Origin of the sequence: Kribbella sp. NBC_00359 (assembly GCF_036097425.1) — a bacterium.
Taxonomy (GTDB): domain Bacteria; phylum Actinomycetota; class Actinomycetes; order Propionibacteriales; family Kribbellaceae; genus Kribbella.
In genome coordinates this window covers 6,187,300-6,214,297 of the sequence record NZ_CP107975.1, presented here as the reverse complement: position 1 = coordinate 6,214,297, position 26,998 = coordinate 6,187,300, and the positions used below count along the sequence as shown (strand labels likewise).

Sequence of the window (26,998 nt, the reverse complement as noted above, 5' to 3'; positions counted from 1 at the left end):
CTGCTATGAGCTGCTGCTGCGCGCCAAGCGCTGCTGGAGAAGGACGGCGATCACGATGATCAGGCCCTTCGCCACCGACTGGGCGGAGATGCTGAGGTTGTTGAGGGTGAAGACGTTGTTCAGGGTGGTGAAGATCAGTACGCCGAACACCGTGCCGACGATCGTCCCGCGGCCACCGGACAACAGCGTGCCGCCGATCACGACGGCCGCGATCGCGTCCAGTTCGTACAACTGACCATGGGTCGAGCTGCCGGTCGTCGTCCGCGCCATCAGCATGACCGCGGCGATCCCGCAGCAGAGGCCGCCCAGGACGTAGAGGGCGACCGTGTGGCGTTGGACCTTGATACCGGCCAGCCGCGCGGCCTCGGCGTTGCCGCCGACGGCGAACGTACGGCGGCCGAAGGTGGTCCGGTTCAGCAGGACCCAGCCGGCCGCTGCGACCAGCAGGAAGATCCAGACCAGCACCGGTACGCCGAGCAGCGAGCCGCCGAAGAAGTCGACGAACGAGTTCACCGTGATGATCTGCGTCCGCCGGTCCGAGATGATCTCGGCCAGACCGCGGGCCGCCGCCAGCATCGCCAGCGTCGCGATGAACGGCACCACCTTGCCGTAGGCAACCAACAGTCCGTTCACCAGACCACACGCGCCGCCGACAGCCAGCGCCGTGCTGACCATGACGATCCAGTGGTAGTCCGCGGCCAGTTGCTGGGTGGCCACGGTCGTCGCCCAGACCGAGGACAGCGCGACCATCGCGCCGACGGACAGGTCGATGCCGCCACCGGTGATCACGAACGTCATGCCGACGCTGACCACGCCGATCACCGCGGCCAGCCGCAGGATCGTCAGCACGTTGGCACCGGTGGCGAACGTGTCCCCAGCGGTGACGATCCCTACGATGCACAGCAGGACCAACGCCACCACCAGTCCGACGTTGCGCCCCATGCCGGTTCTCAGCAGACTCGTCGACCGCTGCGCGGCCGGCGGAGTGACGGTCGCCTGCGTCGACGCGGTCCCCTCAGGGGGTCGTGCAATGTCCTCACTCACTACACGGCACTTCCTTCCATCACCAGGTCGAGCACCTGGTGTTCGTCGATGTCTTGCGCGGGCCCGGTATGGACGGCACGCCCCTCCCGCAGTACGACGACCCGGTCGGCCAGACCGAGCACTTCCTCGACCTCGCTGGAGACCAGCACGATCGCGACCCCGTTGGCGGCCAGCTTGCGGATCAACGCGTAGATCTCCGACCGCGCGCCGACGTCGACGCCACGCGTCGGCTCGTCGAGCAGCAGCACGCGGCAGTCCCGCAGCAGCCAGCGGGCCAGCACGACCTTCTGCTGATTGCCACCGGACAGGTTGCGCACCGGCTGATCCACGCCCGCCGGGCGGACATCCAGCGCCCTGGTGAGCTCGGCGGCGGCCTCCCGCTCGGCTCCCCTGTTCAGGAATCCACCGCGGGCGAACCGCTGCAGGGTGGAGGCCGTGATGTTCTTGTACACAGCCTCGTCCAGCAGCAGGGCCTGGCTCTTCCGTTCTTCCGGTGCCAGCCCGATTCCGGCCTTCACTGCGGCCTGCACCCGGCCGGGCCGCAACTCCACGCCGTTCACCGTGACCGATCCGCTCGCGGCCCGGCGCGCGCCGTACACGGTCTCGAGTACTTCGGAACGCCCGGAGCCCACGAGTCCGGCCAGGCCGAGGATCTCGCCCGCACGAACGGTGAACCCGATCCCGGCGAACTCACCCGGCCTGGTCAGGTCGTCCACCTCCAGTACGACGGGCGCCGTACTGAGAAGCTCTTGACGGGGTGGGAAGACGTACTCGATCGAGCGGCCGGTCATCAGCCGGATGAGTTCCTTGGTCGGCGTCTCGCGGGCGTCCAGGCCGGTGGCGACGGTGGCGCCGTCCTTCAGCACGGTGACGCGGTCGCCGATCTGGCGAATCTCCTCGAGGCGATGCGAGATGTAGACGACGGCCACGCCGCGCGTGGTGAGGCCGCGGATGACCCGGAACAGGTTGCCGACCTCTTCGGGATCGAGGACCGCGGACGGCTCGTCCATCACGATCAGGTGGGCGTCCCGCGACAGCGCCCGGGCCATGCTCACGACCTGCTGGCCGGCCGCCGGCAACGAACCGACCGCCCGGTGGACCGGGATCTCGCCGTGGCCGAGGCCCTGCAGGATCTCGCGGGCCCGGGTCGTCGCCTCGTGCCGGCGGCTGAAGCCGTAGCGGGCCGGCTCGTGGCCCAGGAAGATGTTCTCGGCAACGGTCAGGTCCGGGACGAGGTCGAGCTCCTGGTAGATCGCCGCGATCCCGCGGTCGATCGCCGCGGTCGGGCTGTTGAGCTGGACCTCTTCACCGTTGATGTGGATCGTGCCGGCGTCGGGCTGGTGCGCACCGGTCAGCACGCGGATCAACGTGGACTTGCCGGCGCCGTTCTGGCCGAGCAGGCAGTGCACCTCGCCGGCCCGGACATCGAGGTCGACGCCGTCGAGCGCGCGTACGCCCGGGAACTCCTTGACGATGCCGGTCATCGCCAGCAACTCGGTCATTGCGCTACTCCCGCTTCCGTCCGGCCGATCACGGTCGGATCGACGAAGACCTGGTCGAGCGAGATCTGCGCGCCACCGCGCACCGCGGCGGCGAAGCCGAGATCGGACCGGATCACCCGGCAGCCGCCGCCGTCCGGGGCGATCACGCGGTCGCGGATCGCCTTCTCCAGTGGCTCTTTCAGCCACGGCCCGAGGACCGCGAAGTAGCCGCCGAGCACGAGCACGTCCGGGTTCAGGATGTTCACCAGGATCGCTCCCCCAATCCCCAGCCAGATGCCGACGTCCTTCAGCGCGGACAGCGTCCGCGCGTCCCCCGCTTCGGCCCGCCGGGTGATCCCGGCCAGCCGTTGCTCCACGTCCAGCGACGGATCCCGGACCGGATCGTCCCTGTCCGTTGCCTTGTGCAACAGTGCGGTCAGCCCGACGACCGTCTCCCAGCAACCGGTCCGGCCGCAGCCACAGGTCCGGCCGGGCGGGGCGACCGGCATGTGCCCGACCTCGCCGCTGTACCCGCGCCCACCGCGGAGCAGATGCCCACCGGCGACCACGCCGCCGCCGACGCCAACTGCCCCGGTCAGCAGGACGAGGTCCTGCACCGGGCCACCGGTGCCGTCCGTCCCGTCTTCGGTCCGCCGCAGCTCTGCATAGGCCGCCAGGGCAGCCAGATTCGCCTCGTTGTCCACGTGCAACGGGTACGTCGGCTCACCCAGCCGGGCGCGCATCTCCTGAGCGACCGAGAGCTCACCCCAGCCCAGGTTCGGAGCGAGCTTCAGGTCACCGGTCTCGCCTTCGACCAGACCGGGCACGGCGAGCGTCACACCGGCAAGCTGTCCACCGCGTGCATCCACGGCCGCGACCGCCTCACTGACCAGGCCAGCGAACCGGTCGAGCGTCGTACCCGGGTCCAGGTGGGCGACGTCGAGCGGGACCCGCTTCTCGAGGACGACGTTGCCGGCCAGGTCGAGCGCGGCAACGGCGAGATAGTCGACGTTGATCTCGGCGCCGACGCCGCAGACGCCGGTGCCGTCGAGCTCGACGAGCTGGCCGGGGCGGCCGAGGGCGCGAGTGGAGTCGGCCGGGCCTTCGCGGAGCAGGCCGCGCTCGACGAGCTCGGCGACCAGGCTGCTGACTGTCGCCTTGTTCAGTCCGGTGTCGGCGGCGATCCGGGCGCGCGATCGCGGGCCGATGTCGCGAACGTGCCGCAGCACCACGGACAGGTTGTTGCGGCGGAGCGAGACGTGATCGGCAGCGACCCCCCGGTTCCCCGGGCGACGACCGTCGGTCAGCGTCATCTGCCACCCCTCCCCGACTTTGTCTGTTGACCCAACAAACTAAGTTCGGGCGGGAATGGCGTCAAGGGGTTGCGATGATCGCTTTCTTGCAAGAGTCTGTTCAAGATTTCCTTCCGCCCCCACAGGAGACGGTGCGCCGATCAACGGGTGGTGGCACTGGAGCAACAACTGGGGTCAGCCGCCGTCGCCGACCAACACGGCGATCGTGAGCTGGCCGGACGTCCGCGACTACAGCTCGACGTACCAGACGGCGTACTCGAACCCCGGCAACGGACAGCCCGCTCGGCTGTTCTCGTCGTACGACCAGCAGACGGTGAACACGCATTTCCAGTGGATGCAGCAGAACGGCTGTGACACGGCCGCTCTGCAGCGGTTCAACCCGACCGGTGGTGAAGGGCCGACACGGGATGCGATGGCTGCGAGAGTGGGGTGTGCATCTGGGGCTTCGGCTTCGACGAGGCGAACAAGGCGTGGCCGGCCTCGGTCTGCCTGGACGTCGTCAACTGGCTCAAGGGCCAGGGCTGCTATGTCATCGGCGGCGTGCCGACGCATTGGCTGCCGGGGAACGAGGACTCGCGGCCGGGCTACCTGGACGTGTGTCACGCCTTCAACATGCTGTCGCCGTGGATGGTCGGACGGATCAGCGACATCGCCGGCGCAGGGTCTCTACATCTCGATGTTCGACGAGTACAACGAGGGCAACCAGATCGCGAAGACCGCCGAGACCAGCGCGTGGGTGCCGGCCGGCTCAGGGATCCGCGCGCTGGACGAGGACGGTACGGCGTGCTCCGCCGACTACTACCTGCGGTTGACCAACGATGGCGGTCGGATGTTCAAGGGGCAGGCACCGGTGACGTCGGTCCGGCCAACGGTCCCGATGCCGAGCCAGGGCACGGGTGGCGTGATCTTCTACGAGCACGTCGACTACGGCGGCGCGTCCGGCGTGGCGCTTGCCAAGGGCAACTACACGCGGCGTGGACCAGGACCTCGGACACGCCGAACTTCATCGCGCTCTCGCCGAACGCGAACGACCAGCTGACGTCCTGCCGGATCTCCTAGAACAGCTCCATACTGTCCGCGGCGGCGGAGATGACCGGGTTCTCCAAGTAGAGGCGGCAGGCGATCGCGTGGCCGGCGCAGGTGAGGAGCGCCGGGCCGGCCGCGTCGACCACCCGGTATGCGACGGGGTGCTGACAGCGCTCGACAGCGCCCTCGTTCGTGTGCTCGCAGCCGAGGATGTGGCATGTGACGGTCTCACCGACGTTCATCAGGGTGAGGCCGTGCTTAGGACAGACACCCCAGCCGACACCGCAGGCCTGGCCTTCGTTCGCCGCCAGGCGGACCAGCTGACCGGCGGTGACCTCCAGCTCGCTCGCGATCGTCCGGAAGGTGCTCGCGGCCTGGTCGAGGTCGCGGCGGAACCGCCGCAGCTCGACGGTCTCGGGCATGCCAAGGGTCGCGGCCTGCAGGTTCTCGGAAAGGGCCATCGCGGCGACGGCGATCTCGTCGACCCGGACGGGCGTGTTGAACTGGCCGAGCGTCGTACCGTTCGGCACCCTCGGGCGGTCGCGGACCTCCTTGGTCCAGTCGCTGCGCGGTGCATCCTTCCGGCTTGGGTCCTGGGCCTGCTTCTCGCCCGAGTCCTGGGCCTTTGCATCGCCTTGGCCCACCGGAATCTCGGCAATCTGCTGGTCGGCCTGCCAGCCGGCGCCGGCCGGGTCGTCCGCCGGGGCTTGTCCGAGCCGTGCTTCCGGTTGCGGACCGTGACCATTGGTCCCGTTCGCGGCCGCGGTCCCGTTCACCGGGACTCGGCTCTCCTGCGCTGTCCGCCCGTTCATGCAGCCTCACTCATCAAGTGCCTGGCCATCGCCATGCGCGCCCCCTGAAGTGCCTCCGGTGGCCGATCGTGCCATGCCTGCGGCGCTTGAGACCAGAGGAAATGACCGCGCGTCACCCACTGCGCCCCCGCCCTTGCACTCCGCAACAATTCACCCCAGATATAGCCAGCCTCCCCCACGCAGCGTCCGCTGAATCACACGCTCTGCATTCCTCAACGTTGCTTTAACATTTCCGCACTGACAGTCACCGGCGACCGTCAGCCGGTAGCAGTGAGGTGCTGCCGGAGGAATTCGACCATCCGGGCGCGGGCGTGAAAGGCCGTGTTCGGCGGGTTCTCCCGCAGGTCCCGGGTGAGCACTGCGTGAGCGCTCCGGCCGTACCCGTCCGCATTGCCCGGCGCGGAGTCGAGCTCGATCACCTCGAACGCGTCACCCAGTTGCGCCCGCAAAGTGGTGAAGCGCTCGGACGGCGACATCCGGTCGTGGCTGAACCGCAGGCCGAGCACGCACAGCCCGTCGGCGCGGGTCCGCTCCTTGACGATCTCGAGCTCGGCCTGGGACAAACCCGGATCGCGCCGCAGCCGCGCCGACACCGGGAACGGCGTCGACGGCTGGCTCAGCACCGGCGCCTTGACCGCGTCCTCGACCGCCGTGGCGAGCGCGAACCCACCGGTGAAGCACATCCCGATCACGCCGACCCCGCGTCCCGGCGTACGCGCGGCCAGGTCGTTGGCGACGGCTCCCAGGTACTTCGTGATCGGACGCTCGGCGTTGGCCGCGAAGCACCGGAACTCCTTGGAGACACACAGGCGAGCCACCATGCCCAGCGCGTATCCCATGGTCTCGGGGCGTCCCGGCGTACCGAAGGGCGACGGGATCACCACGGTGAATCCCTCGGCGACCAGGTGCTCGCCGAGACCCATCACCTCGGGCGTCAGGCCGGGGATCTCCGGGATCAGCACGACTCCCACGCCCGCGCCCTTCTCGAAGCAGTCGTACGTCAGCCCGGCGCCGGTGAACGGCGTCCGCCGCCAGCCGGCCAGGTCGGAGCTCGGTGCGGCAGTCATGAGCGCAAGCTTAGAGTGCGCAGCCGGCAACAACCTGTTGTCGGGGCAGCGCCGGTCCTCACTCCCGGAGGTCCTCGACGATCGCGCGGATCTCGACCATGCCGAACTCGGCGACCGGGTGCTTGGAGGCGATCTCGATCGCCTCGTCCAGGTCCCGGCAGTCGATCAGGTCGAAGCCGCCCATCTGCTCCTTGGACTCGGCGAACGGGCCGTCGGTGGTCACCACCTTGCCCGCACGGCGTCGTACGCCGGTCGACTCGGCCGGCGGCCGGAGGGCGGCGCCCTCGAGGCGGATGCCGCGAGCCGTCACCTCGGCCACCCAGGCCTCGGTCCTCCGGACCATGTCCTCCGGCACACCGTCGGTGTAGTCGTCATCCGGCCGGATCAGCAACATGTACTTCATCGATCACCTTTCGTAGTGTCCAGCGCCGTCCGTCGGCACTCAGCCGGGACGTCGTCGCACGATTGCAGCTTTTGACATCCGGTCCGGCAGGCAGAGCGGACCAGACCTCTGACATACTCCGGGCGACTATCACTCTGAGACCCTTGGGGGGGTCCCCTTGTCCTTCCGCCCTTCCCACTGGCTACGCCTGGGCCTACCCGCCGCCCTGGTCGCGGGAGGACTGGTCGTCCTGACCAGCTCCTCCGGCTCCGCGGCCCAGCCGGGCCCGTACCGGCCCTCCTTCCCCGCCACCCACCAGACCGCCAAGGCCGAGTTCGAGCCGAACGCAGTGGTGGTGAAGTTCAAGAAGAAGACCACGACCTCGGCCCGCAAGGCCGCCGTCTCGAAGTTCCGCACGACCACCGAGGACTCCGTCTCCTCGGACATCGTCAAGCTCAAGGGCGACATCCCGGCTCCGGATCTGCTGAAGAAGGTCCAGGCCGACCCCGCCGTCGAAGTCGCCTCGCTGAACTACAAGCGCCGGATCGCCGCCGTACCGAACGACTTGTACTACGGCACCGACCAGAAGGCCTACCTGAACACGGTGCGGATGCCGCAGGCCTGGGACCTGTCCAAGTCGACCGGCGACCAGATCGTCGCCGTCCTCGACACCGGCGTCGACGCCGGTCACCCCGACCTTGTCGGTCACCTGGTGCCGGGCTACAACGCGGTGTCGACGACCCGGCCGAACCCGGTCGACGACAACGGCCACGGCACCATGACGCTCGGCATCATCGCCGCCGCCGCGAACAACGGCGCCGGCGTCGCCGGGGTCGGCTGGAACGTCAAGGCGATGCCGGTCAAGGTGCTGGACGCGAACGGCGAGGGGTACGACGCCGACGTCGCCGAGGGCATCGACTGGGCGGTCGGGCACGGCGCCAAGGTGATCAACATGTCGCTGGGCGGCCCGGGCAGCAGTGCGGTGCTGGCGACGTCCGTGGCCAACGCGATCGCGCGCGGCGTCGTCGTGGTCGCGGCCGCCGGGAACGACGGCTCCGACGTCGTCCAGTACCCGGCCGCGTACTCCGGCGTCATCGCCGTCGGCGCGACCGACGCCGCCGGCGCGCTGACGGACTTCAGTTCCTACGGCAACTGGGTCGACCTCGCCGCACCGGGTTGGGACATCCTCACCACAGGTTCTCGCGCGCTCACCCCGTCCGGGTACGAGCCCTACTGGTACTGCACCGGCACCTCGTGCTCGGCCCCCATCGTCGCGGGGGTTGCCGCGCTGGTGAAGAACAAGTGGCCGGCGTTCACCGGCACCCAGGTCGAGTCCCGGCTCAAGGCGCTGGCCCGTGACGCCGGCCCGCGCGGGATCGACCCCTACTACGGAGCCGGGATCCTGGACGCGTACGCCGCACTCGGCGGTGCGCGGACGACCGACTTCCCGGTGGCTCAGGCGGACGGCAACGACCAGCCGGAGCGAGCGATCCCGGTCTCGACCGACATCAGCACCACCATCGGCGTCGAGGGTGACGTCGACTGGTTCGAGGTGACCTCGGACGCCGCCCGGAACATCCGGGTGTCGGTGACCGGTCCGGAGTTCAACGACGCCAAGTACTCGGTCAACTTCGGCCCTCGGGTCGCGGTGTACGACGCCAACCTCGAGCCACTCGGCGCCGCGGTCACGCCCTTCCCGGACATCGACCCGGTGACGCAGCAGCCGAACTGGGGTCCGCTGACCGCATCCGTCGACGTCAGCGCGCCGGCCGGCAGCACGTTCATTGCCGTGCGCAACGACAACGGTTCGCGGGACACCCGGCAGTACAGCCTGTCCATCACCGAGGAGGGCAACGGCGGGGCGACGAACGGGAACAGCTACCCCGTCCGGGACGTGATGCCCTACGACCTGTCGTTCGGGCAGTCCGTGGCCACGAAGCCGTCGGTGACGTTCGCGCGTGACGTGGTCGCGTCCACCGTGACCTCGGACACGGTGCGGTTTGTCAACGGCACGACCGGTGCGACCGTGCCGACCACGCTCACGCCGTACGACGCCGCGACCCGGCAGGTCGTGATCAACCCGGCCACGCCGCTGCTGGACAACACGACGTACCGGATCGTCGTCCTCGACGGTGTGAAGGAGACGAGCGGCAATTTGGTCGCTCCGTTCACCAGTGTGTTCTCGACGGCCGACCTGGCGCCGCCGAAGCTGACGTTCGACGCCGCCGGCGCGTACCTCGCGGCGAACCTGTCGTGGCAGATCCCGGCCCTGTCCGACTTCGACCAGGTGATCGTGCGGCGCAACGCCGGCAGCACGGTGCCGACGCCGACCACTGGCACGCTGGTCTACGCGGGCACGGCGTCGGCGGTGAAGAACACCGGGCTGGCGCAGGGCGTGACCTACACGTACGGCGCCTGGATCAAGGACCGGAGCGGGAAGTTCAGCCCGACCGCGGTCACCCAGTTGCTGGGGATGAAGACGGCGATCTCGGCGACCTCGACGCTGATCCCGTACGGCGGGTCCATCACGCTGCGCGGGAGCACGCTGCGGATCGACAACAAGGCGTACGCCGGGTTGCCGACCAACCTGTACGTGCGGCCGAAGAACTCGTCGACGTTCAAGCTGCTCGCGGCCTTGAAGACCAGCTCCACCGGGACCGTGGCGTACGCCTACAAGCCGGCGGTGTCGTCGGTCTTCATGATGACGTTCCCCGGGAACGGCGACCTGATGGGGACCCGGTCCGTGGACGTGACCGCGCAGGTCGCGCCGACGATCTCGGCCACGCTGGCGCCGACGGCGATCAAGCTGGGCGGTGTGACCAAGTTCAGCGGGTACGTCGCTCCGGCGCACTCCGGTCAGTCGGTGTACCTGCAGCAGTACGGGAACAAGGTCTGGAAGTCGATCGCCTCGGTGAAGCTGAGCTCCTCCGGTGCTTACGCGTTCGGCATCAAGCCGGCCGTCCGCGGCCAGATCGCCTACCGCGTGTGGTTCCCGGCGGACGCCGACCACGCCCAGGCGTACACCGTGAACAAGATCCTCACGGTGAGCTGACAGCTCGACCCTGGCACACCCCGGCCGTTCCCGGCCGGGGTCTGCCGGTTTATCGGCCAGGACCGTATCGGTCGTTACAGGAGTTGCAGCAAGCTGCAGATCAGGTCTCCGTTCGGTCTCGCTGCCTTGACTCCGCTGCAGACCGGGCCTGTATTGTTCACGCCGCCGCCGTTGACCAATCGTCAACGTGGCAATGATTTTTAACGTTCGAGCTGCGAGGCGGGGGCCTTACTCACAGTTCCTGTCTGGGGGAAGCACTATGAGACCGAATCGACGGCACGTCCTGATGGCCGGGGCGGTGGCGGCGGTTTCGACCGTTGCGGCTGCCGAGAGCGCCACTGCGGCCGACCTCTACGGATCCGGCCAGCTCGGCGACTGGACGATCCTCAGCCGGGCGATCTCGACCGAGGCGACGGTCAAGTACGTCCGCGACAACGACGGCGTGTACATGTTCGGGGACAGCATCTCCGTGCAGGACGGCAAGGCACTGGCGTCTCAGCTGATCAGCCGCACCGGCAAGAGCATTGCCGTGCACAACTGGTCGGGACGGCCGACGGCGCCGGCGGTCGACGCTCTGCAGAGCTGGGCGATCAAGTACGGTCTGCCGCGGCGGATCCTGATGGCGACCGGCACGAACGACATCTTCAACCCGCCGGTCTTCGCCGCCCAGGTCGACCGCACGATGAAGATCGCCGGTTCGGGGCGGACCGTCGTCTGGGTGAACGTCCAGATCGCCCGGGTCGCCAAGTCGGCAGCGATCCAGCTCGCCGACCAGCGCAACGGCGCCTGGATCAACTCGCAGCTGTCCGACGCGCAGAAGAAGTACCCGAACCTCCGGATCGTGCGGTGGGCCGAGTCTCTTGCGGCCAAGCCGTCGAACCTCACGACGTACCTGCGTGAAGGGGTGCACACCTCTGTCCCGGCCGGTCAGACGGCGCGCAACGATCTCATCCTCCAGGCTCTGATCGCGCCTTAAGGCGCGTAGTGCTGGACCGCGCCGCCTTGGGAGAGGTCTACGAGGGTGTGGGCCAGGGACCGGGCGTCGGCCAGGACGTCGGTGAGGCTCATGGTGGTGAGTTGGCGGTTGCGGACGACAACTCTGCCGTCGACGAGGACTGTCACGACGTCGGACGGCCGGACGGAGTAGACCAGGGCTGCTCGGGGGTCGTGGAGCGGCTGGTTGTGCGGGCCGGCGAGGTCGATGAGGGCGATGTCGGCCTGGCGGCCTGGCTCCAGGGCGCCGATGCGATCGGCGAGACCGGCGGCTGCGGCGCCGCCGCGGGTTGCTAGGCGGAGGGTGTCGGACAGGGTCATCCACTCGGCGTCGTGTTCGCGTTGCTTCTGGGTGAGGGCGACCATGCGGAGCGACTCCCAGACGTCGAGGGTGTTGTGCACGGCCGCTCCGTCGGTGCCGACGCCGACCCGCACGCCGATCGACCGGAGACCCTTGATCGGGGTGACCTCGCCCATCGCGAGCTTGAGGTACACCTTCGGGCAACTGGCCACCGTGGTGCGATCGGCGTACCGCTCGAGGATGGGCAGGTCGGACTCGCGGATGCCGCACCCGTGGGCGATCAGCGCGCCGGCCTCCAGTACGCCGGTCCGCTCGAGCACCTGCATCGGCGTCACGCCGTACTTGTCGAGTGAGGACCGGGTTTGGTCGTCAGTCTCAGCCGCGTGCAGGTGGATGCGGAATCCCTCGGCTTGTGCGATGTCCGCCGTACGACGGAGGTCGTCGTCGGAGACTGTGTACGTCGCGTGGGGTCCGAGGCTGGCGGTGATCCGGGGGTCGAGGGTGCGCAGGTCGCGGGCGGCGGCGATGGCGGCGTCGATGGCTTCGGGGCCGGCGGAGGAGAAGTACGTGGGCGCGAGGTCGGCGCGGATGCCGGACTCGACCGCGGCGGCCGCGATCTGATCGGCGTGGAAGTAGTGGTCCACGAACGTGGTGACGCCGGCCAGCAACATCTCCGCACACGCCAGCCGCGCACCGACGCGGACCCGCTCCGGCGTCAGATTGACCTCCATCGGCCAGATCCGCTGGTTGAACCAGTCGTCGATCGACACATCCTCGGCCGCACCCCGCATCATCACCATCGGACTGTGCGTATGCGAGTTCACCAACCCAGGCACAGCCAGCAGCCCGGCCCCGTCAATCACCTCCCCCTCCCCCGGCTCCGCAGGCCCGCCAGGTGGCGCAAGCACGTCCAGCGCCGAGGACTGCTCCGCCGCCGCGACCTCGTGCCGTTCCGCCGGCTCGTGGGGTGTCGCGCGCGTTGGCGTGACGGCGGAGATCCGGCCGTCGTCGACCTGAATGTCCTGGGCCTCGTCGACCCGGCACTCGCCGGTCTCCGGCACCACCAGCACCGCGACGTTCCGAATCAGCACGCGTGACATCCGTCCTCCAGTCGGTGGGCGTCGTACGGCAGTCTCGTGGACAGTCGGGCCATTGGATGCCCGATCTCGCCACAACCGCGGCTCGGTGACTCCGGGCGTGCCGCCGGTTGGTCAGGTCGAGTTCAGGTGATCGGCCACCGCCTGGTCGATGGCATGCCGACCGGCAGCCGCAAGGACGGGGTTGGTCCTGCGATAGACACGCACCGCCCCCAGCCCGGCGCTCAACGCCCAGCCACGGCCACGAACCCAGGTCGCATCATCCACTTCCGCCGCGGCACGGAAGAACTCGCGACTCCGAGCAGTCAACAAGGTCCAGGCCGGAAGCATGTCCGTCGCTGGATCGCCGAGGCCCAGTAGGCCGAAGTCGATGACTGCTGCCAATCGACCGAGCACGGCGAGCAGGTTGGAGGGAAAGAGATCGCCGTGGATCCACACCGGCCGCCGCTTCCAGCTGGGAGCGGCCAGGGCCGACTCCCAGACCGCGACCGCCGCATCTCCATCGAGCGAGCCTTCTTCGCTCAACTGCCGGATGGTGACGCGAACGACGTCGTCCTCGCGGGCGTCGACCGGAGTAGCCCGTGGAGACACCGGCCCGGCAGCGGTGTCGATGCGCTGAAGTGCGGCGATGAACGCGCCAAGCCGGCCGCCCACGTCGCAGATGTCAACATCCGTCCGGGCGGCCAGATCTTCGCCAGGCAACCACCGATACACCGACCAGGGGTAGGGGAACTCCCCTCCAGGGATGCCGACGGCGAGTGGCACCGGTATGGACAACGGCAACTGTGGAGCCAGTCGCGGCAGCCACCGTTGCTCCTTGGCCACGGTCTCGGCGGCTCTGCTGAGGCGAGGCAGGCGCACAGCCATCGCGTCGCCCAACCGGTAGATCGCGTTGTCAGTACCAGCCGAGCTGACCTTCGCAAGCGGCAGGTGCGCCCAGTCCGGAAACTGGCTGGTGATCAGCTCGCTGACCAGGGCCTCGCTGATATCGATCTCATCGGGATTCGTCTTGGGCGTCACGAGATGAGCTTAAGGGAACGGGTGTTCGAATCGCGGGGTATGGTGGGGGCATGGGTGCTGACCTTCAGGGCTCGTTGCTGGATGCGTTCGAGGATCCGGCGTTGGGGTCTTTGGATGGGCTCGGGCGGACCGAGCTCGGGCGCGGTGCGTGGATCGATGTGCTGCCGGGATGGTTGACCGGGGCGGATCAGGTGTACGAGCGGCTCGCGCGGGACGTGCCGTGGCAGGCGGAGCGCCGGCAGATGTACGACCGGGTGGTCGACGTGCCGCGGCTGCTCTGCTTCTACGGCGAGAACGAGGACCTGCCGCTGCCGATCCTGGACGAGGCCCGGGATGCGTTGAGTGCGCGCTACACCGAGGAGCTGGGCGAGCCGTTCCGGACGGCGGGGTTGTGCTTCTACCGGGACGGCCGGGATAGCGTCGCGTGGCACGGAGACCGGATCGGACGTGGGAACCACGAGGACACGATGGTCGCGATCCTGTCCGTCGGTGAGCCGCGGGTGCTCGCGTTGCGGCCGCGGCCGGGTGGTGGATCCACCGGGCCGGTGGGGTCGACTGTCCGATATCCGCTCGGACACGGGGACCTGATCGTGATGGGCGGCTCGTGTCAGCGCACCTGGGAGCACGCGATCCCCAAGGCGTCGGGACGGGTAGGTCCGCGGATCAGCATCCAGTTCCGCCCCCGCGGCGTGCGCTGACGGCCTCGCCGCAGCAGGCGGCCGGTCAGGCAGCATGTCGGTCATCATCACGCTCCTTGGAGATGGGGTGAGGTCACAGGGTCAGCGGGACACATTGGCTCGACGGGGATCAGGCGGCTGCCGGCGCTCGCACGGTTGGTTGGTAGATGTGGGTGGCTGAGGCTATGTAGAAGCCGAGCAGGCGGACTTCGGCGGCGGTGCAGATATGGGTGGCGGCTTCGGCCCATTCGGCGTCCAGGTCGGGCCAGAGGGCCGGGCCGGGGCGGCCCAGGGCCAGGATGAGGGCGGCGCCGGGTTTGGTCCGGAGGGCGGGGATGATCGGGCCCAGGGCCGAGCCGCAGACGTCACCGCTCCGCAGGGACGGCTCGAGGTGCTCGAACTCGGACGGCAGGTCGATGGCGACGGTGGCGATGTAGCGGTCGTCGTGATCGCACAGCACGGCGGTGAACGTGCCGCGCCGGCGCTCGCCGAGGCTGACCATCAGGTCGACGACATCGGTGGCGAGCGCGGGGTCGGAGAGGGGTTGAGTGGCCCAGGTCGGTGCCAGGTTCTGGAAGCTCATACTTAACAAGGTGCCGTGATTCCGACCCCCGATCCGAGTTGTCCACAGACCAATGTGGCCCATCACCTGAGGGTGAAAGTGGACCTGCCCGCTGGGCCGCCACACTCCTAGGCTCGAGGTACACCGAGCCGAGGGAGACCCCGATGAGCCTCACCGCCGACCGCATCCGCAGCAAGCGTGACCGCCGGCCTTCCAGCATCCTGCCGCCGGCCGGAGCGGCCCGGGACCTGGCGATGGCGCAACTGGCCAACTCGGTGGGCGACGGAGCCTTCATCGTCACCTCAGCGCTGTTCTTCACCCGTGTGGTCGGGTTGTCCACCGCCGAAGTCGGACTCGGACTCACAGTCGCCTGGTTGGTCGGCTTCCTCACGGGTGTCCCGCTGGGCAACCTGGCCGACCGCAAGGGCGCCCGCGGGGTTGCGGTCGCACTGGCGTTGACCACGGCAGCCTCAGTCGGCTCGTTCCTGTTCGTGCGAAGCTTCCCGCTGTTCCTGGTTGCGGCGATCACTTATGCAAGCAGTCAGACCGGACTGACCGCCGCGCGTCAGGCACTGCTCGCAGGGCTGGTGCAGCCGGCCGAGCGCACCCGGATCCGCGCGTTCCTCCAGTCCACGGTCAACGGCGGACTCGCAGTCGGCGCCGCGCTCGGCGGTATCGCGCTCCGCTTCGACACCTCAGCGGCGTACCTGACGGTCTTCGCGATCGACGCGGTCAGCTTCCTGATCGCGGCCCGCCTGATCCACCGCGTTCCGGCGGTTGCCGTCAGTACACGGATCAAGGGCGAACCGCGCCTCGCCGTACTGCGGGACCGGCCGTACGCCGTCCTCGCGCTGCTGAACGCGATCATGTTGCTCTTCATGCCGCTGCTCAGCCTCGTCGCCCCGCTGTGGATCGTCTCGCACACCGATGCGCCGGACTGGGTCGTCGCCTCGCTACTGATCGTCAACACGCTGGGAGTCACGCTGTTCCAGGTGCGGATCGCCAAGAGCGTGACGAACTTCCACACCGCTACCCGCTCGGTCCGGTACGCCGGAGTCGCCATGCTGGCCGCCTGCGGCGTCTTCGCGATCTCCGCCGCCAGGATGAACGCGGCGACGGCTGCCGTCGTACTGGTGCTCGCCGCCGCGCTACTGACGCTCGGAGAGATGAAGCTGGCGTCCGGTGCGTGGGAGATCAGCTTCGGTCTCGCACCGGCTGACAAGCAGGGCCAGTACCAGGGCTTCTTCGGCACCGGCCCCGCGATCGCCCGCATGCTCGGCCCGGCGCTGCTCACCACCGTCATCCTCGGCTGGGGTCCGATCGGCTGGATCGTCGTCGGTGCACTGTTCCTGGGGACCAGTTGCGCAACTGGTCCCGCCGTACGATGGGCAGCACGGACGAGGGCCGTCCAGCCGTTGCCGGCAAAGGAGAACGCCGCCTGATGGAGATTCCCGGACTGGTTGAAATCACATCGCACGACGAACTGCGGGACGTGGTTCCGCAGCCGCTGGCCGCCGCGGCCGGTAAGGCCCGCAAGGAGTTGCACGACCTGGACCGGCAGTGGCTGGCCGCGTCGCCGTTCTGCCTCATCGCCACGTCGGCCGCCGACGGCAGCTGCGACGTCTCGCCGAAGGGCGACCCGGCGGGGTTCACCAAGGTCTTCGACGCCACGACGATCGCGATCCCCGAGCGCGCGGGGAACCGGCGGGTCGATGGGTTCACCAACATCCTGAGCAACCCGCACGTCGGGCTGATCTACTTCATCCCCGGCCGCGGCGACACGCTGCGGATCAACGGACGGGCCCGGATCGTCAAGGAAGCGCCGTTCTTCGACGAGATGATCGTCAAGGGGAACCGCCCGCAGCTGGCGTTGCTGGTGGAGATCGAGGAGATCTTCCACCACTGCTCGAAGGCGTTCCTGCGCTCGAAGCTCTGGAAGCCCGAGACCTGGGAGCCGGACGCGATGCCGAGGCGCGCGCAGATCTCCAAGACGCTCGAACGGCAGGACACCGACCTGGCCGAGCTCGAGCAGTACTACGGCAAGGCCTACGAGGAGAAGATCTACCAGGTCAAGTACTGACTACCGCGCCGGGAGCAGCCCCGGATACTCCGTGGCGACGATGACACCCGGCCCGCCGCCCTCTACGGTTTCGTAGTGTGAGCACGACTGAGCCGATCGACGCCGCCACCCTCGGGGCCCGGGTGCGCCGGTTTGCGCTGCCGCTGTTCCTGGCCGTTTTCCTGGTCGTCGGCTCGTTCGGAGCGGCCGACGGCCAGCCGGACCGCCGGCCCGCCGACTGGTTCATGGTGCTGCTGCTCCTGACGGCGTCGCTGCCGCTCTACTGGCTGCGGACCCACCCGATTCCGGTGCTGTGGACAACCGTCGTCGCGACCCTCGTCTACATGCTGATGCAGTACCCGTGGGGTCCGGTCGTCTTCCCGTTCATCATCGCCGTCTTCACGAGCATCCGGCTCGGGTATCGGCTCGCGGGCTGGTCGGCCCTGGCCGCTCTGTACATCGGGCACGTCGGCGGGCGAATGGTGCTCGGCATCAACCACGACGGCGTGTACCAGGTCCTCCTGGTCGGCGCGTGCTTCGTCGTACTGGGGTTCGTGGCGGAACTCTTCCGCGCACACCGCGACCGGGTGATGGCGGCGGCGCGGACCCGGAAGGAAGCGGAGCTGCGGCAGGCCGGTGAGGAGCGGCTGCGGATCGCGCAGGAGCTTCACGACGTCGTGGCCCACCACATCTCGCTGATCAACGTGCAGGCGTCGACCGCGCTGCACCTGGTCGATCGGCAGCCCGAGCAGGCCGGCCCGGCGCTGTCGGCGATCAAGGACGCCAGCAAGGAAGCCCTGGTGGAGCTGCGGTCGATCGTCGGGATCCTGCGGCAGTCCGACGAGTCGGCGCCCCGGCAACCGGTCACCGGGCTCGATCGGCTGGAGCACCTGGTCAGCCGGACTTCCCGCGCCGGCCTGGAGGTGCACACGGTCGTCCACGGCGACCCGCAGCCGTTGCCGACCGGGTTGGACCGGGCCGCGTTCCGGATCATCCAGGAGTCGCTCACGAACGTCGTACGGCATGCCAGGGCGACCGCGGCGACCGTGCGGATCCAGTACGGCGACCAGGCACTCGTACTCCAGGTCGACGACGACGGTCACTCGCTCACCGGGGCGCCGACGGAAGGCAACGGCATCGTCGGCATGCGGGAACGCGCCACCGCTCTCGGCGGCACCCTCACCGCGACCCGCACGCCGACCGGCGGCCTGCGGATCATCGCGACGTTGCCGCTGCCCGAACGGTCAGGGCAGACGGACGTGGGACGGGTTGAGGTCGGCGACCCGGGACACGCCTAGCAGAGCCATCGTCCGCCGGACCTCCTTGGTGAGGATCTCGGCGGCCCGGGCCACACCACGCTGACCGCCGGCCATCAGACCGTAGAGGTACGCGCGGCCGACCAGGCAGGCGTCGGCACCCAGTGCGATCGCGGCGACGATGTCCGCGCCCGACATGATCCCCGTGTCGAGATAGATCTCGGCGTCAGTGCCCACCGCCTTGCGGACGTCGGGGAGGATGCGCAGCGGCGTCGGCGCCCGGTCGAGCTGACGGCCACCGTGGTTCGACAGGACGATCGCGTCGGCGCCGGCGTCGACCACCCGGCGGGCGTCCTCGACGGTCTGGATGCCTTTGACGATCAACGGCCCGGACCAGATCGAGCGCAGCCAGGTCAGGTCGTCGATCGTCATGGTCGGGTCGAACAGCTTGTCCAGCAGCTCGGCGACCGTACCGTGCCAGGTGGACAGCGAGGCGAACGTCAGCGGCCGCGTGGTCAGCAGGTTCGCCCACCAGGCCGGGTGCAGCGACGCGTCGAGCACGGTCTTCGCGGTCAGCGACGGCGGGATGGTGAAGCCGTTGCGTACGTCGCGCAGCCGCGCACCCGCGACCGGTACGTCGACCGTCAGCATCAGCGCCTCGTACCCAGCGGCCGCGGATCGCTTGACCAGGTCCTCCCCCGCGTCCCGGTCCTTCCACACGTACAGCTGGAACCACTTCCGGGCGTCCGGCGCGGCCGCCGCGACGTCCTCGATCGACGTGGTGCCCATCGTGGACAGCGCGTACGGAATCCCGATCTGCTCGGCGACCTTGACGACCGCGCTCTCGCCCTCGTGGTTCATCATCCGGGTGAATCCGGTCGGCGCGAACGCGAACGGCAGCTCCGAGCGCCCGCCCAGGATCGACGTGCCCAGGTCGATCTCGGAGACGTCGCGCAGGATCGAGGGCTGCAGCTCCATCTCGGCGAACAGCCGGCGGGCCCGGCTCAGGCTGATCTCCGCCTCGGCCGCGCCGTCGGTGTAGTCGAAGACCGACCGCGGCGTCCGGCGCTTGGCGATCGCGCGCAGATCCGCGATCGTGAGCGCCTTCTCCAGCCGGCGGTCGGTCGGGTTCGCCGTGATCGGCTTCGGCCGCAGCAGCGGCTTCAGCTCGGACCATTTGGGCAGCTGTCGATCGGTCATCAGTACTCCGGAACGGCCGGCGGAGACCAGGCCTGCGTACGGCGAACCGGCACGCCCGATCTGTGGTCGGACCACAGCATAGCCTGTGGTCCGACCACACAGGTACAGTCGTCCACGAACCGAAGGGGTGGCGTGAAGAACTACGAGCTGGTCCTGCACCGCGTCGAGGCGGACCTGGCGGCAGGGCGGCTGCGGATCGGCGGCCGGCTGCCCGGCGAGCGAGTGCTGGCCGAGCAGCTCGGGATCAGCCGTCCGTCGGTGCGGGAGGCGGTCCGGGTGCTCGAGGCGATGGGCGTGGTGCGGACCGCGACCGGGTCTGGACCCGAGGCCGGCGCGGTGATCGTGGCGGAGCCGGTGTCGCCGCTGACCGCCGTACTGCGGTTGCATCTGGCAACGAATCATCTGCCGATGGGGGACGTCGTCCAGACCCGCCTGCTGCTGGAGTCCTGGGCGGCCCGGGAGGCGGCTGGGCGGCAGGTGGAGCCGAGTGAGCTCGAGGTCGCCGAGGCGCTGCTCGACCGGATGGATCGCCCCGGGTTGTCACCCGACGAGTTCCATCTGCTCGACGCGGAGTTCCACGTCGCGCTCTCGGCGCTGGCCGGGAACGTGCTGATCGCGGCGGTGATGGCGTCACTGCGGTCCGCGATCCACGAGTACGTGCTGGCCGCCGTACCGAATCTGCCGGACTGGGAGGCGACCGCGGTCGGACTGCGCGCCGAGCATCGCGCGATCCTGACCGCGGTCCGCACCGGTCAGCCGGACAACGCGGCCGAGTTGGTGACTGCGCATATCCGTGGCTTCTATCAGGCCGCCCAGCTCCAGGTGCCCTAGCAGCGCTCGGCGGCGGTCAGGGCGGTACGGCGGAGTCCGGCGATCACCGCGGCGCCGACGACGAGGTGGAGCGAGGCGAGGCCGAGCTTGGCCTCGACACCGATGCCGTTGAAGAGTGGGCTGCCGAGGGACACGATCCAGGTGATCACGGCCACGACGGTCCAGACCGTGCGGGCGTTGGGGGTACGACGTTCCAGGATGGCGAGGAGTCCCCAGCCGGCGAAGGCCACGACTGCCGACGCGAAGAAGACCGAGCCGGCGTTGATGTGCATCCGGCCGCCCTGCTGGGCTTCCAGCGTGATGCCGGCGAGCGGCGCGAGGATCGCCCACACGGCGAGTGCGGCGGCGACGGTCACGCCGACCACAGCCAGCCGGCTGCGACCGGGAACCCGGATCGGCCTCGGGTCGTCCGGAGCCGCAGGAAGGCGAGAGCCGCCAACGCCGGCGGGAGCGGTGGAGTCGATGTGGTTGGTTGGCATGTGTGCCTCCGGGGTTCGGTGTTGTGAGGTCAACAGTCCTGGAGGGCAGGGGTTGGCGGCATCGGTCCGGGGGCTGTCGTGAGGTGGTCCGAAGTCGGCCAGGCATCGACTTTGGTCGGTGGTGACGGTTGAGTGCGGGGCCTAGGGTCGGCGGCATGGAGAGTTGTCTGCCGGCGCGGCGCAATCTGGCGGCCGAGGTGTCGGGCGTCGTCGCGATCGGGGTGCTGTCGGCGCTGACGATCGTCGGCCGGATGTCGGACCCCGCCCAGCATAAGTGGCTCGCACTGGACATCGTGGTCGGGATCGTCGCCTGCGGGCTGCTGCTGGGGTTGCGCCGCCACCCGATACCGACAGCGATCGCACTGGCAGTACTGGCCGCTGTCTCCCCCGCAGCGACGCCAGCATCGACAGCCGCCACGCTGACCGTCGCTCTGCGATTCCCCTTGCGTACGGCGGGGCCCGTCGCCCTGTTTCAGGCGACGGCGCACCTCGTCCAGGGTCTGTTGTGGCCGATCGGCAATCTCCCGTTCCTGTGGTTCGCCGTACTCGACTTCGCCGTCCACGCCGCACTGCTCGGCTGGGGTCAATGGGTCCAGGCCCGGCAGCAGCTCCTCTCCTCGCTCCGGGAGCGGGCGCAACGGGCCGAGGCCGAGCAGGGCCGTCGGGTCGCCGAGGCGCGGACCCTCGAACGGACCCAGATGGCACGCGAGATGCACGACGTCCTCGCGCATCGCCTGTCCCTGCTGGCGACGTACGCCGGTGCCCTCGAATACCGTCCGGATTCGTCGCCGGAGAAGCTCGCCAAGGCAGCCGGCGTGATCCGCACCGGCGTGCACCAGGCACTCGACGAGCTGCGTGAGGTGATCAGCGTGCTGCGCGACACCGAGATCGACGATCTCCCGGGCGGCCGGCCGCAGCCGACGTTCGGCGACCTCCGGGCACTCGTCGAGGAGTCCCGGGAGGCCGGTACGGCGATCTCGTACGACGACCGTGTCGCCGACGCCACGTCATTGCCGCCGGCAACGGGACGGACGGCGTACCGGATCGTGCAGGAAGGGCTCACCAACGCGCGCAAGCACGCGGCCGGGCATCCGGTCACGCTGACGGTGGCGGGGCGGCCGGGTGACGGGCTGCGGATCGAGCTGACCAATCCGGCGTCCAACGGGACGCCCCTCACCCCGGGCAGCGGGACCGGGCTGGTCGGCCTGACGGAGCGGGTGCAACTCGCCGGCGGCACGCTGGACCATGGACGGGTGCCCGGTGGCGGCTTCCGGCTCGAGGCCTCGCTACCGTGGCCCCCATGAGCGAGACGACCATCCGGGTCCTGGTGGTGGACGACGACGCGCTGGTCCGGGCGAGCCTGGAGATGATGCTCGACGGCGCGAACGGGATCGCCGTGGTCGGCCAGGCCGCCGACGGCGACGAGGTACCGGCCGCGGTGGACGCGCATTTCCCGGACATCGTGCTGATGGACCTGCGGATGCCGCGGGTCGACGGGATCGTCGCGACCCGGCGGTTGCGGGCGCGGACCAATCCGCCGGAGGTCGTCGTCCTCACGACGTTCGACACCGACGAGAACGTGCTGCACGCGCTGCGCGCCGGGGCGAGTGGCTTCCTGCTGAAGGACACGCCACCCGCGCAGATCGTCGAGGCGGTACGACGGGTGGCTGCCGGCGACCCGATCCTGTCACCGGCGATCACCCGGCGACTGATGGACCAGGCCGCGACCCAGGCCGACGCGCACACCATCGCGCAGACGTCGCTCCAGCGGCTGTCACCCCGTGAGTACGACGTGATGCTCGCTGTCGCCCAGGGGAAGTCGAACGCGCAGATCGCCGCCGAGCTCTACATGAGCGTGGCGACGGTGAAGGCGCACATCTCGCACATCCTCACCAAGCTCGAGCTCGGGAACCGTACCCAGATCGCGCTGCTGGCGCACGACGCCGGCTTGGCCTGACCGATGCTCTAGCGTGAGCGCATGATCAGGGTGCTGCTGGCGGACGATCAGGCGTTGGTGCGGGCCGGGTTCCGGTCGTTGCTGAACGCCGAGGACGACATCACGGTGATCGGCGAGGTGGCAGACGGGGCCGAGGCGGTCACGGTCGCGCGGGCCGAGAAGCCCGATGTGGTGCTGATGGACATCCGGATGCCGGGCACCGACGGACTGGAGGCGACCCGGCAGATCGGCGCCGACGCGGAGCTTGCCGATGTGCATGTGGTGATCCTGACGACGTTCGACCTGGACGAGTACGTCTTCGAGGCACTGCGGGTCGGGGCCAGCGGGTTCCTGGTGAAGGACACCGAGCCGGTCGAGCTGCTGCAGGCGGTCCGGGTGGTCGCGCGCGGCGATGCGCTCCTCTCCCCCGGTGTCACGCGCCGCCTGGTCGCGGAGTTCGCGTCCCGCAGCCGCCAGCCCCACGCCAGCAAGGAACTCGACGTCCTCACCGAACGCGAGAAGGAGATCGTCGCCCTGGTCGGCGAAGGCCTCTCGAACGACGAGATCGCCGAGCGCCTGGTCCTCAGCCCGGCAACGGCGAAGACCCATGTCAGCCGCGCCATGATCAAACTCGGCGTCCGCGACCGCGCTCAGCTGGTCGTGGTCGCCTACCAGACCGGCTTGGTCCGGCCTGGTTGGCTCGGTTGAGGCTCAGTCCGGCGTGACCGTGCGGGCGACGACCCAGCGGTGCGGGGAGATCGGACGGATCCGGGTGAAGCCGTGGGACTCGAAGGCGGGCATCGGGCCGGTGTGGAGGAACGAACCGGAGACCTTCCGGTCGTCGGTTTCCTCGGGGTAGCCCTCCACGGTGCCACCGCCGCACTCGGCGATCTGGGCGAGGGCGCCCGCCAGGGCCGCGTCGGCGACACCGCGGCCGCGGTGACCTTTGCCGGTGAAGAAGCAGGTGATGCGCCAGTCGGGGAGGTCGGTCAGGCCCTTCTCGTACAGGCGTCTGCTCTTGACTTCGGGCAGCTCCTCAGGCGTGCCGAACTGGCACCAGCCGACGCACTGGTCGCCGTCGAAGACCAGCGCGGCATGGGTGTTCCCGTCCCGCACGCGTTGCTCCTTCTCGGCGCGGTTCTGGGCCGCGGTGCGTCCCTTCCCCAGCTTCACGTGGAAGCCCATGCACCAGCATCCACCCCAGACCCCGTTGTTCGCTTCGACCAGCGCAGCGAACGCCGGCCAGGTCTCGGCGTCCAGCGGCCGAACCGACAGCACTGCTTCTCGACTCTCCACGATCACTCAGTATGGTCGGCAGTACTCCGAGTGGGGTAGCTGCGGTCACTCCTCCTGGGCGACGCGGTCGGCAGGCCCGCACCGGCACGCTCTGGGGTATGGATGCGCTAGTCGAGGTCAGCGGGCTGACGAAGAGGTACGGCGACACCCTCGCGGTGGACGGTGTCGACCTGACGGTTCTGTCTGGGGAGGTCTACGGGTTCCTCGGGCCGAACGGGGCCGGGAAGACGACCACGCTCAGGATTCTGACCGGTCTGATCGCGCCGACGAGTGGTGACGTCCGCGTGCTCGGCGGTCATCCCGGGCAGGCCGACGTACTGGGCCGGACCGGGTCGATGATCGAGTCGCCCGCGTTCTATCCGTACCTCTCCGGCTTGGACAACCTGCGTCTGCTGGCCGAGTACGCCGACGTGCCGCGACAACGGATCGACGAGGTCCTGGAGCTGGTTGATCTCGCCGATCGGGCGAAGGACCGGTTCTCGACGTACTCCCTGGGGATGAAGCAGCGGCTCGGGGTCGCGGCCGCGCTGCTGAAGGATCCGGAGCTGGTGATCCTCGACGAGCCGACCAACGGGCTCGACCCGGCCGGGATGCGCGACATGCGCCGCCTGATCCGCGAACTCGGCTCCGACGGCCGGACCGTACTGCTTTCCAGCCACCTCCTCGGCGAGGTGCAGCAGATCTGCGACCGGGTCGGGATCATCAACTCCGGCCGGATGGTTGCCGAGCACAACGTCGAGGAGCTGCGCGGCGAGCAGGAACTGGTCGTCCGCGCCACACCGCGCGACGCCGCCCAATCGGTCCTCACCGACTTCCTCGGCACCGGCACGGTGCACCTGTACGACGACACTCTCAGGGTGAAGGTGGACCCGGGCCGGGCCGCCGAGGTGAACCGGGTGCTGGTCCAGGCCGGGATCGCGGTGTCCGAACTGCACAGCACCGAACGTGCTCTCGAGGACATCTTCTTCGAGCTCACCACCACCGGGGAGAAGACCGATGCTGGGTAGCTATCGAGCGGAGCTGCTGAAGCTCCGCAAGCGATCGGCCGTCTGGGTGCTGTTCGGCGCCGGGCTGGTACTGAGCCTGATCTTCGGCTACCTGCTGCCGTACCTGGGCTACGCAACCGGCGACGACAACCCGCAGACCAACCGGATTCCGCGCGCCGAGATCCTCCGCGGCATGCTGCCGGAACGCGTCCTGGACAACACGATCGGCGGCTACCCGATCTTCGCCGGCGCGCTCGCCCTCGTGCTCGGTGCGATCGTTATCGGCGGCGAGTACACCTGGGGAACGCTGAAGACGATCCTCACCCAGCGACCCGGCCGCGGCGCCGTACTCGCGGCTCAGTTCCTCGCACTCGCCACGATGATCGCGATCTGGGTGCTCGGCATCTTCGCGGCCTGCGCGCTCTGCAGCATCGGTATCGCGGCCGCCGAGGGCGCCGCGATGAACTGGCCCGGCCCGATCGATCTGCTACAAGGTCTCGGCGGTGGCTGGCTGGTACTGATGATGTGGTGCCTGGCAGGCGCCGTTCTGGCCGTTGCCTTCCGCAACGTCGCGTTGCCGATCGGCCTCGGTGTGGTGTGGATTCTCGGCATCGAGACCTTGCTGGCCGGCGTGGTCAGCAGTCTGTTGCCGGACCTGAAGTTCCTCGGCAACGTGTTGCCCGGCACGAACGCGGGCTCGCTGGTGTTCAGCGTCACCGGCATGGCAGCCAACGACGCACCACCCGGCGTTCGCGATGCCGTCGGCGGTGGGCGCGCCCTGCTGACCCTGATCGGCTACTGCGCGGTGTTCGCCGTACTCGCGGTCTGGACGACGCGGCGCCGGGACGTCACCTGATCCCGGCGTGCACCAACGCGAGCTCGCAGAACATCGCGTTCGCCCAGGAGAACCACTCCCGGGTGAAGACGGCCGGATCCTCGACGTGGAACGACTCGTGCATCAGACCGGTGCCGCCCGTGGTGTCGCGCAGAAGCTCCAGCAACCGCTGGCGCTCCTCCGCCGACGTGCTCGTCAATCCCTGCACAGCAAGGGCAATCGGCCACACCTGATTCGGCGGTGTGTGCGGGCTGCCGACGCCGGCAGCTTGCGTACCGCTGTAGTAGTACGGGTTCTCCGGGCTCAGCAGCAGCCCGCGAGTCGCGACGTACATCGGGTCGTCGGCGGCGGCATACCCGGTCAACGGGATGCCCAACAGGCTCGGCATGTTCGCGTCGTCCATCAGCAGCGTCGCCCCGGCGCCGTCGACCTCGTAGGCGTAGACGTGGCCGTGCTCCGGATGATCGACCGTGCCGTGCCGGGCGATGCCGTCGTCGATGTCGGCCTTGAGTTCCTTGGCCCGCGCGGACAGCGGCTCGTCGTTCAGCACCTCAGCCGCGATCTCCTGCAGATAGCCAAGGACGACGGACGCGAACATGTTGCCGGGCACGTTGAACCCGAGCTCGGTCGCGTCGTCACTCGGCCGAAACGCGCTCCACGACATCCCGGTCGGCCGGGTCAGCCGGCCCCGCCCTTCGCGGACCAGCGTGTCCGACGGCAGCATGTCCGGCTCGTCCCGCTGGAATCGGTACGGCGACCTCTCCTCGTGATCCTGCTCGACGGTCCACAGGTCGATGATCGCCGAGGCCGCGGCCCGGAAGCGCTCGTCGATCACGTCGGTCCGACCGGTGATCCGCCAGAGCCGGTACGCCAGCTCGAGCGGGAAACACAGTGAGTCGATCTCGTACTTGCGCTCCCACACCCACGGCGACATCTCGGTCTCGTCGGTGGTGTGACCGGCGCCGTTCGCCTCGCGGTTGAACGCGTTGGCGTACGGGTCGAGGACGACGTACTCCAGTTGCCGGTGCAGGACGCCGATCAGGACCGCCTGCAGGCCCGGATCGTCCTTGCACAGCAGCAGGTACGGCCGGAGCTGGGCGGCGGAGTCGCGCAACCACATCGCCGGGATGTCGCCGGTGAGCACGAACGTCGTCCCGTCCGGCAGCCGTTCGGCGACGGCGGACAGGTTCTCGGCCATCGAGCGCCGGAACATCTCCGCGATCGTCGCGTCGCCGGTCGCCCGGTGGACCGCCGCGGTAGCCCGGGCGAGGACCTCGGGATCGATCATCAACA

General features: G+C 69.1%; 27 protein-coding genes. 13 read left to right on the top strand and 14 right to left on the bottom strand.

Features of this window, described 5'->3' with window-relative positions; translation table 11 throughout:
- Positions 1–3: 3 nt before the first annotated feature.
- From OG876_RS30415 to OG876_RS30400, 4 genes are all read right to left on the bottom strand, one after another.
- Positions 4–1,044, bottom strand: coding sequence for an ABC transporter permease (locus tag OG876_RS30415; protein WP_328520087.1), 1,041 nt, complete (start codon positions 1,042–1,044; stop codon positions 4–6).
- On the bottom strand, positions 1,044–2,546 hold the full coding sequence (locus tag OG876_RS30410; protein WP_328520086.1) for a sugar ABC transporter ATP-binding protein: 1,503 nt from the start codon (positions 2,544–2,546) through the stop codon (positions 1,044–1,046). The genes OG876_RS30415 and OG876_RS30410 overlap by 1 nt, the downstream gene beginning before the upstream one ends.
- Positions 2,543–3,838, bottom strand: coding sequence for an ROK family transcriptional regulator (locus OG876_RS30405; RefSeq protein ID WP_328520085.1), 1,296 nt, complete (start codon positions 3,836–3,838; stop codon positions 2,543–2,545). Before OG876_RS30405 ends, OG876_RS30410 begins: the two co-directional genes overlap by 4 nt.
- A gap of 228 nt (positions 3,839–4,066) precedes the next feature.
- Positions 4,067–4,195 carry a hypothetical protein gene (locus OG876_RS30400; protein WP_328520084.1) on the bottom strand — a complete coding sequence of 43 codons (129 nt, stop codon included), beginning with the start codon at positions 4,193–4,195 and terminating at the stop codon, positions 4,067–4,069.
- A 319-nt stretch (positions 4,196–4,514) separates the two neighbouring features.
- On the opposite strand from OG876_RS30400, the gene OG876_RS30395 reads away from it, so the two are divergent.
- Positions 4,515–4,877: a hypothetical protein gene (locus OG876_RS30395; protein ID WP_328520083.1), complete on the top strand. Its 363-nt coding sequence runs from the start codon at positions 4,515–4,517 to the stop codon at positions 4,875–4,877.
- Positions 4,878–4,893: 16 nt separating this feature from the next.
- Here the strand turns inward: OG876_RS30395 and OG876_RS30390 are convergent, their stop codons facing one another.
- From OG876_RS30390 to OG876_RS30380, 3 genes are all read right to left on the bottom strand, one after another.
- Entirely contained in the window at positions 4,894–5,676 is a 783-nt protein-coding gene (locus OG876_RS30390; RefSeq protein ID WP_328520082.1) for a hypothetical protein, read from the bottom strand.
- A gap of 257 nt (positions 5,677–5,933) precedes the next feature.
- On the bottom strand, positions 5,934–6,743 hold the full coding sequence (locus OG876_RS30385) for a dienelactone hydrolase family protein (RefSeq protein WP_328520081.1): 810 nt from the start codon (positions 6,741–6,743) through the stop codon (positions 5,934–5,936).
- A 58-nt stretch (positions 6,744–6,801) separates the two neighbouring features.
- The gene (locus OG876_RS30380) at positions 6,802–7,146 is read right to left on the bottom strand and encodes a YciI family protein (protein ID WP_328520080.1); all 345 of its coding nucleotides are present in this window, start codon (positions 7,144–7,146) and stop codon (positions 6,802–6,804) included.
- Between the two features lie 157 nt (positions 7,147–7,303).
- On the opposite strand from OG876_RS30380, the gene OG876_RS30375 reads away from it, so the two are divergent.
- Complete coding sequence (locus tag OG876_RS30375; protein WP_328520079.1) at positions 7,304–10,177, top strand: S8 family serine peptidase; 2,874 nt, start codon at positions 7,304–7,306, stop codon at positions 10,175–10,177.
- 259 nt (positions 10,178–10,436) lie between these two features.
- Positions 10,437–11,153: a hypothetical protein gene (locus OG876_RS30370; protein ID WP_328520078.1), complete on the top strand. Its 717-nt coding sequence runs from the start codon at positions 10,437–10,439 to the stop codon at positions 11,151–11,153.
- Here the strand turns inward: OG876_RS30370 and OG876_RS30365 are convergent.
- Entirely contained in the window at positions 11,150–12,571 is a 1,422-nt protein-coding gene (locus OG876_RS30365) for an amidohydrolase (protein ID WP_328520077.1), read from the bottom strand. The two genes, OG876_RS30370 and OG876_RS30365, sit on opposite strands and share 4 nt — an antisense overlap.
- Before the next feature lie 111 nt (positions 12,572–12,682).
- Positions 12,683–13,588, bottom strand: a complete 906-nt coding sequence (locus tag OG876_RS30360) for an aminoglycoside phosphotransferase family protein (protein ID WP_328520076.1) — start codon at positions 13,586–13,588, stop codon at positions 12,683–12,685.
- A gap of 50 nt (positions 13,589–13,638) precedes the next feature.
- Between OG876_RS30360 and OG876_RS30355 the strand changes: the two genes are divergently transcribed.
- A complete protein-coding gene (locus tag OG876_RS30355) occupies positions 13,639–14,286 on the top strand; it encodes an alpha-ketoglutarate-dependent dioxygenase AlkB (RefSeq protein WP_328520075.1) in 648 nt (215 codons plus the stop codon).
- 109 nt (positions 14,287–14,395) lie between these two features.
- Here OG876_RS30355 and OG876_RS30350 read toward each other — a convergent pair whose 3' ends face one another.
- Positions 14,396–14,848 (bottom strand): hypothetical protein, encoded by a 453-nt coding sequence (locus tag OG876_RS30350; protein ID WP_328520074.1) that lies wholly within the window; start codon positions 14,846–14,848, stop codon positions 14,396–14,398.
- 143 nt (positions 14,849–14,991) lie between these two features.
- Between OG876_RS30350 and OG876_RS30345 the strand changes: the two genes are divergently transcribed.
- The 3 genes from OG876_RS30345 to OG876_RS30335 all read left to right on the top strand — a co-directional run bounded on the left by OG876_RS30345 (position 14,992) and on the right by OG876_RS30335 (position 18,184).
- Positions 14,992–16,269: an MFS transporter gene (locus tag OG876_RS30345; protein ID WP_328520073.1), complete on the top strand. Its 1,278-nt coding sequence runs from the start codon at positions 14,992–14,994 to the stop codon at positions 16,267–16,269.
- Complete coding sequence (locus OG876_RS30340) at positions 16,269–16,907, top strand: pyridoxamine 5'-phosphate oxidase family protein (RefSeq protein WP_328520072.1); 639 nt, start codon at positions 16,269–16,271, stop codon at positions 16,905–16,907. The genes OG876_RS30345 and OG876_RS30340 overlap by 1 nt, the downstream gene beginning before the upstream one ends.
- 77 nt (positions 16,908–16,984) lie before the next feature.
- Positions 16,985–18,184: a sensor histidine kinase gene (locus OG876_RS30335; protein ID WP_328520071.1), complete on the top strand. Its 1,200-nt coding sequence runs from the start codon at positions 16,985–16,987 to the stop codon at positions 18,182–18,184.
- Here the strand turns inward: OG876_RS30335 and OG876_RS30330 are convergent.
- On the bottom strand, positions 18,131–19,342 hold the full coding sequence (locus OG876_RS30330) for an alpha-hydroxy acid oxidase (RefSeq protein WP_328520070.1): 1,212 nt from the start codon (positions 19,340–19,342) through the stop codon (positions 18,131–18,133). The genes OG876_RS30335 and OG876_RS30330 overlap by 54 nt on opposite strands.
- Before the next feature lie 132 nt (positions 19,343–19,474).
- Between OG876_RS30330 and OG876_RS30325 the strand changes: the two genes are divergently transcribed.
- A complete protein-coding gene (locus OG876_RS30325; RefSeq protein ID WP_328520069.1) occupies positions 19,475–20,173 on the top strand; it encodes a FadR/GntR family transcriptional regulator in 699 nt (232 codons plus the stop codon).
- Here OG876_RS30325 and OG876_RS30320 read toward each other — a convergent pair.
- Entirely contained in the window at positions 20,170–20,652 is a 483-nt protein-coding gene (locus OG876_RS30320) for a DUF6069 family protein (RefSeq protein WP_328520068.1), read from the bottom strand. The two genes, OG876_RS30325 and OG876_RS30320, sit on opposite strands and share 4 nt — an antisense overlap.
- 155 nt (positions 20,653–20,807) lie before the next feature.
- On the opposite strand from OG876_RS30320, the gene OG876_RS30315 reads away from it, so the two are divergent.
- The 3 genes from OG876_RS30315 to OG876_RS30305 are packed head-to-tail and all read left to right on the top strand — an operon-like array spanning position 20,808 to position 23,296.
- Positions 20,808–21,956: a sensor histidine kinase gene (locus OG876_RS30315; protein ID WP_328520067.1), complete on the top strand. Its 1,149-nt coding sequence runs from the start codon at positions 20,808–20,810 to the stop codon at positions 21,954–21,956.
- Entirely contained in the window at positions 21,953–22,609 is a 657-nt protein-coding gene (locus OG876_RS30310; RefSeq protein WP_328520066.1) for a response regulator transcription factor, read from the top strand. Before OG876_RS30315 ends, OG876_RS30310 begins: the two co-directional genes overlap by 4 nt.
- Positions 22,610–22,630: 21 nt before the next feature.
- Positions 22,631–23,296: a response regulator transcription factor gene (locus OG876_RS30305; RefSeq protein ID WP_328520065.1), complete on the top strand. Its 666-nt coding sequence runs from the start codon at positions 22,631–22,633 to the stop codon at positions 23,294–23,296.
- Positions 23,297–23,299: 3 nt separating this feature from the next.
- Here OG876_RS30305 and OG876_RS30300 read toward each other — a convergent pair whose 3' ends face one another.
- A complete protein-coding gene (locus OG876_RS30300; protein WP_328520064.1) occupies positions 23,300–23,884 on the bottom strand; it encodes a GNAT family N-acetyltransferase in 585 nt (194 codons plus the stop codon).
- Between the two features lie 98 nt (positions 23,885–23,982).
- On the opposite strand from OG876_RS30300, the gene OG876_RS30295 reads away from it, so the two are divergent.
- Positions 23,983–24,891: an ABC transporter ATP-binding protein gene (locus OG876_RS30295; protein WP_328520063.1), complete on the top strand. Its 909-nt coding sequence runs from the start codon at positions 23,983–23,985 to the stop codon at positions 24,889–24,891.
- Positions 24,881–25,726: an ABC transporter permease subunit gene (locus tag OG876_RS30290; protein WP_328520062.1), complete on the top strand. Its 846-nt coding sequence runs from the start codon at positions 24,881–24,883 to the stop codon at positions 25,724–25,726. Before OG876_RS30295 ends, OG876_RS30290 begins: the two co-directional genes overlap by 11 nt.
- Here the strand turns inward: OG876_RS30290 and OG876_RS30285 are convergent.
- A complete protein-coding gene (locus OG876_RS30285; RefSeq protein ID WP_328520061.1) occupies positions 25,719–26,993 on the bottom strand; it encodes a glycoside hydrolase family 125 protein in 1,275 nt (424 codons plus the stop codon). The two genes, OG876_RS30290 and OG876_RS30285, sit on opposite strands and share 8 nt — an antisense overlap.
- Positions 26,994–26,998 lie beyond the last annotated feature (5 nt).

What these genes read in the sequence shown, in the direction of transcription:
- OG876_RS30290 (WP_328520062.1), top strand. Translation starts at nt 24,881, where the DNA reads ATGCTGGGTAGCTATCGAGCGGAGCTGCTGAAGCTCCGCAAGCGATCG.
- OG876_RS30390 (WP_328520082.1), bottom strand. Translation starts at nt 5,676, where the DNA reads ATGAACGGGCGGACAGCGCAGGAGAGCCGAGTCCCGGTGAACGGGACC.
- OG876_RS30385 (WP_328520081.1), bottom strand. Translation starts at nt 6,743, where the DNA reads ATGACTGCCGCACCGAGCTCCGACCTGGCCGGCTGGCGGCGGACGCCG.
- OG876_RS30370 (WP_328520078.1), top strand. Translation starts at nt 10,437, where the DNA reads ATGAGACCGAATCGACGGCACGTCCTGATGGCCGGGGCGGTGGCGGCG.
- OG876_RS30320 (WP_328520068.1), bottom strand. Translation starts at nt 20,652, where the DNA reads ATGCCAACCAACCACATCGACTCCACCGCTCCCGCCGGCGTTGGCGGC.
- OG876_RS30405 (WP_328520085.1), bottom strand. Translation starts at nt 3,838, where the DNA reads ATGACGCTGACCGACGGTCGTCGCCCGGGGAACCGGGGGGTCGCTGCC.
- OG876_RS30295 (WP_328520063.1), top strand. Translation starts at nt 23,983, where the DNA reads ATGGATGCGCTAGTCGAGGTCAGCGGGCTGACGAAGAGGTACGGCGAC.
- OG876_RS30305 (WP_328520065.1), top strand. Translation starts at nt 22,631, where the DNA reads ATGATCAGGGTGCTGCTGGCGGACGATCAGGCGTTGGTGCGGGCCGGG.
- OG876_RS30285 (WP_328520061.1), bottom strand. Translation starts at nt 26,993, where the DNA reads ATGATCGATCCCGAGGTCCTCGCCCGGGCTACCGCGGCGGTCCACCGG.
- OG876_RS30310 (WP_328520066.1), top strand. Translation starts at nt 21,953, where the DNA reads ATGAGCGAGACGACCATCCGGGTCCTGGTGGTGGACGACGACGCGCTG.
- OG876_RS30410 (WP_328520086.1), bottom strand. Translation starts at nt 2,546, where the DNA reads ATGACCGAGTTGCTGGCGATGACCGGCATCGTCAAGGAGTTCCCGGGC.
- OG876_RS30355 (WP_328520075.1), top strand. Translation starts at nt 13,639, where the DNA reads ATGGGTGCTGACCTTCAGGGCTCGTTGCTGGATGCGTTCGAGGATCCG.
- OG876_RS30340 (WP_328520072.1), top strand. Translation starts at nt 16,269, where the DNA reads ATGGAGATTCCCGGACTGGTTGAAATCACATCGCACGACGAACTGCGG.
- OG876_RS30380 (WP_328520080.1), bottom strand. Translation starts at nt 7,146, where the DNA reads ATGAAGTACATGTTGCTGATCCGGCCGGATGACGACTACACCGACGGT.
- OG876_RS30315 (WP_328520067.1), top strand. Translation starts at nt 20,808, where the DNA reads ATGGAGAGTTGTCTGCCGGCGCGGCGCAATCTGGCGGCCGAGGTGTCG.
- OG876_RS30350 (WP_328520074.1), bottom strand. Translation starts at nt 14,848, where the DNA reads ATGAGCTTCCAGAACCTGGCACCGACCTGGGCCACTCAACCCCTCTCC.
- OG876_RS30330 (WP_328520070.1), bottom strand. Translation starts at nt 19,342, where the DNA reads ATGACCGATCGACAGCTGCCCAAATGGTCCGAGCTGAAGCCGCTGCTG.
- OG876_RS30345 (WP_328520073.1), top strand. Translation starts at nt 14,992, where the DNA reads ATGAGCCTCACCGCCGACCGCATCCGCAGCAAGCGTGACCGCCGGCCT.
- OG876_RS30365 (WP_328520077.1), bottom strand. Translation starts at nt 12,571, where the DNA reads ATGTCACGCGTGCTGATTCGGAACGTCGCGGTGCTGGTGGTGCCGGAG.
- OG876_RS30395 (WP_328520083.1), top strand. Translation starts at nt 4,515, where the DNA reads ATGTTCGACGAGTACAACGAGGGCAACCAGATCGCGAAGACCGCCGAG.